General features: G+C 69.0%; 1 protein-coding gene. It reads right to left on the reverse strand.

What is annotated here, in order from left to right; all coding sequences use genetic code 11:
• The coding region (locus tag GVL52_RS31760) for a type VI secretion system baseplate subunit TssF (RefSeq protein WP_244619331.1) at positions 1 to 506 on the reverse strand (506 nt) is incomplete at its 3' end.
• Positions 507 to 549: the final 43 nt, after the last annotated feature.

Below are 549 nucleotides of genomic sequence, written 5' to 3' on the forward strand. Positions count from 1 at the left end.
ATGTAGAGCCGCAGCAGGTCGCGCAGCGTGGCCGCGCCCTCCTCCTCCGACAGGTCGTTCATCGCGAGGTAGTTGAGCGACAGGTGCGATATCAGCCGCCAGGTGATCTCGTTCTCGGCGACGCTCGCGGTGGGCCGCGTCGGGCCCGCCACCGTCTTCACCGAGGCGACCGGCGCGGATTCGACCAGCGTGAATTCGCCCTGCTCGCCGCGCCCGCCCATGAGCAGCGGAAGATCGCGGTTGGTGCACAGCGTGCGCACGCTGAGCTGCTTGAGATCGTCCGCGAACGGCGCCTGGCGTTGGTCCACCAGCGAGAGGAACACTTCGCTGCCCAGGTACTGCGTGCGCGGCCCGAAGCGTGCGGCATGCTCCGAGAAGAGCCGCGGCTCGCGGCGCACCGCGAAGTACGCCTGCTCGTTCGCGCGGATGCCGTGGATGGAGGAAAAGAGCGGCAGGAATTCCTGGTCCTTCAGCTGCCCCTCGCGGTGGCCCGTCACCCCGAGCACGGAGTACACCTCGAAATCGCGCGGCCGGGTTGGGGCGGGCACC

The sequence above is a fragment of the Rhizobium sp. 18055 genome, assembly GCF_902706285.1.
Classification (GTDB): Bacteria; Pseudomonadota; Alphaproteobacteria; order Rhizobiales; family Rhizobiaceae; genus Rhizobium.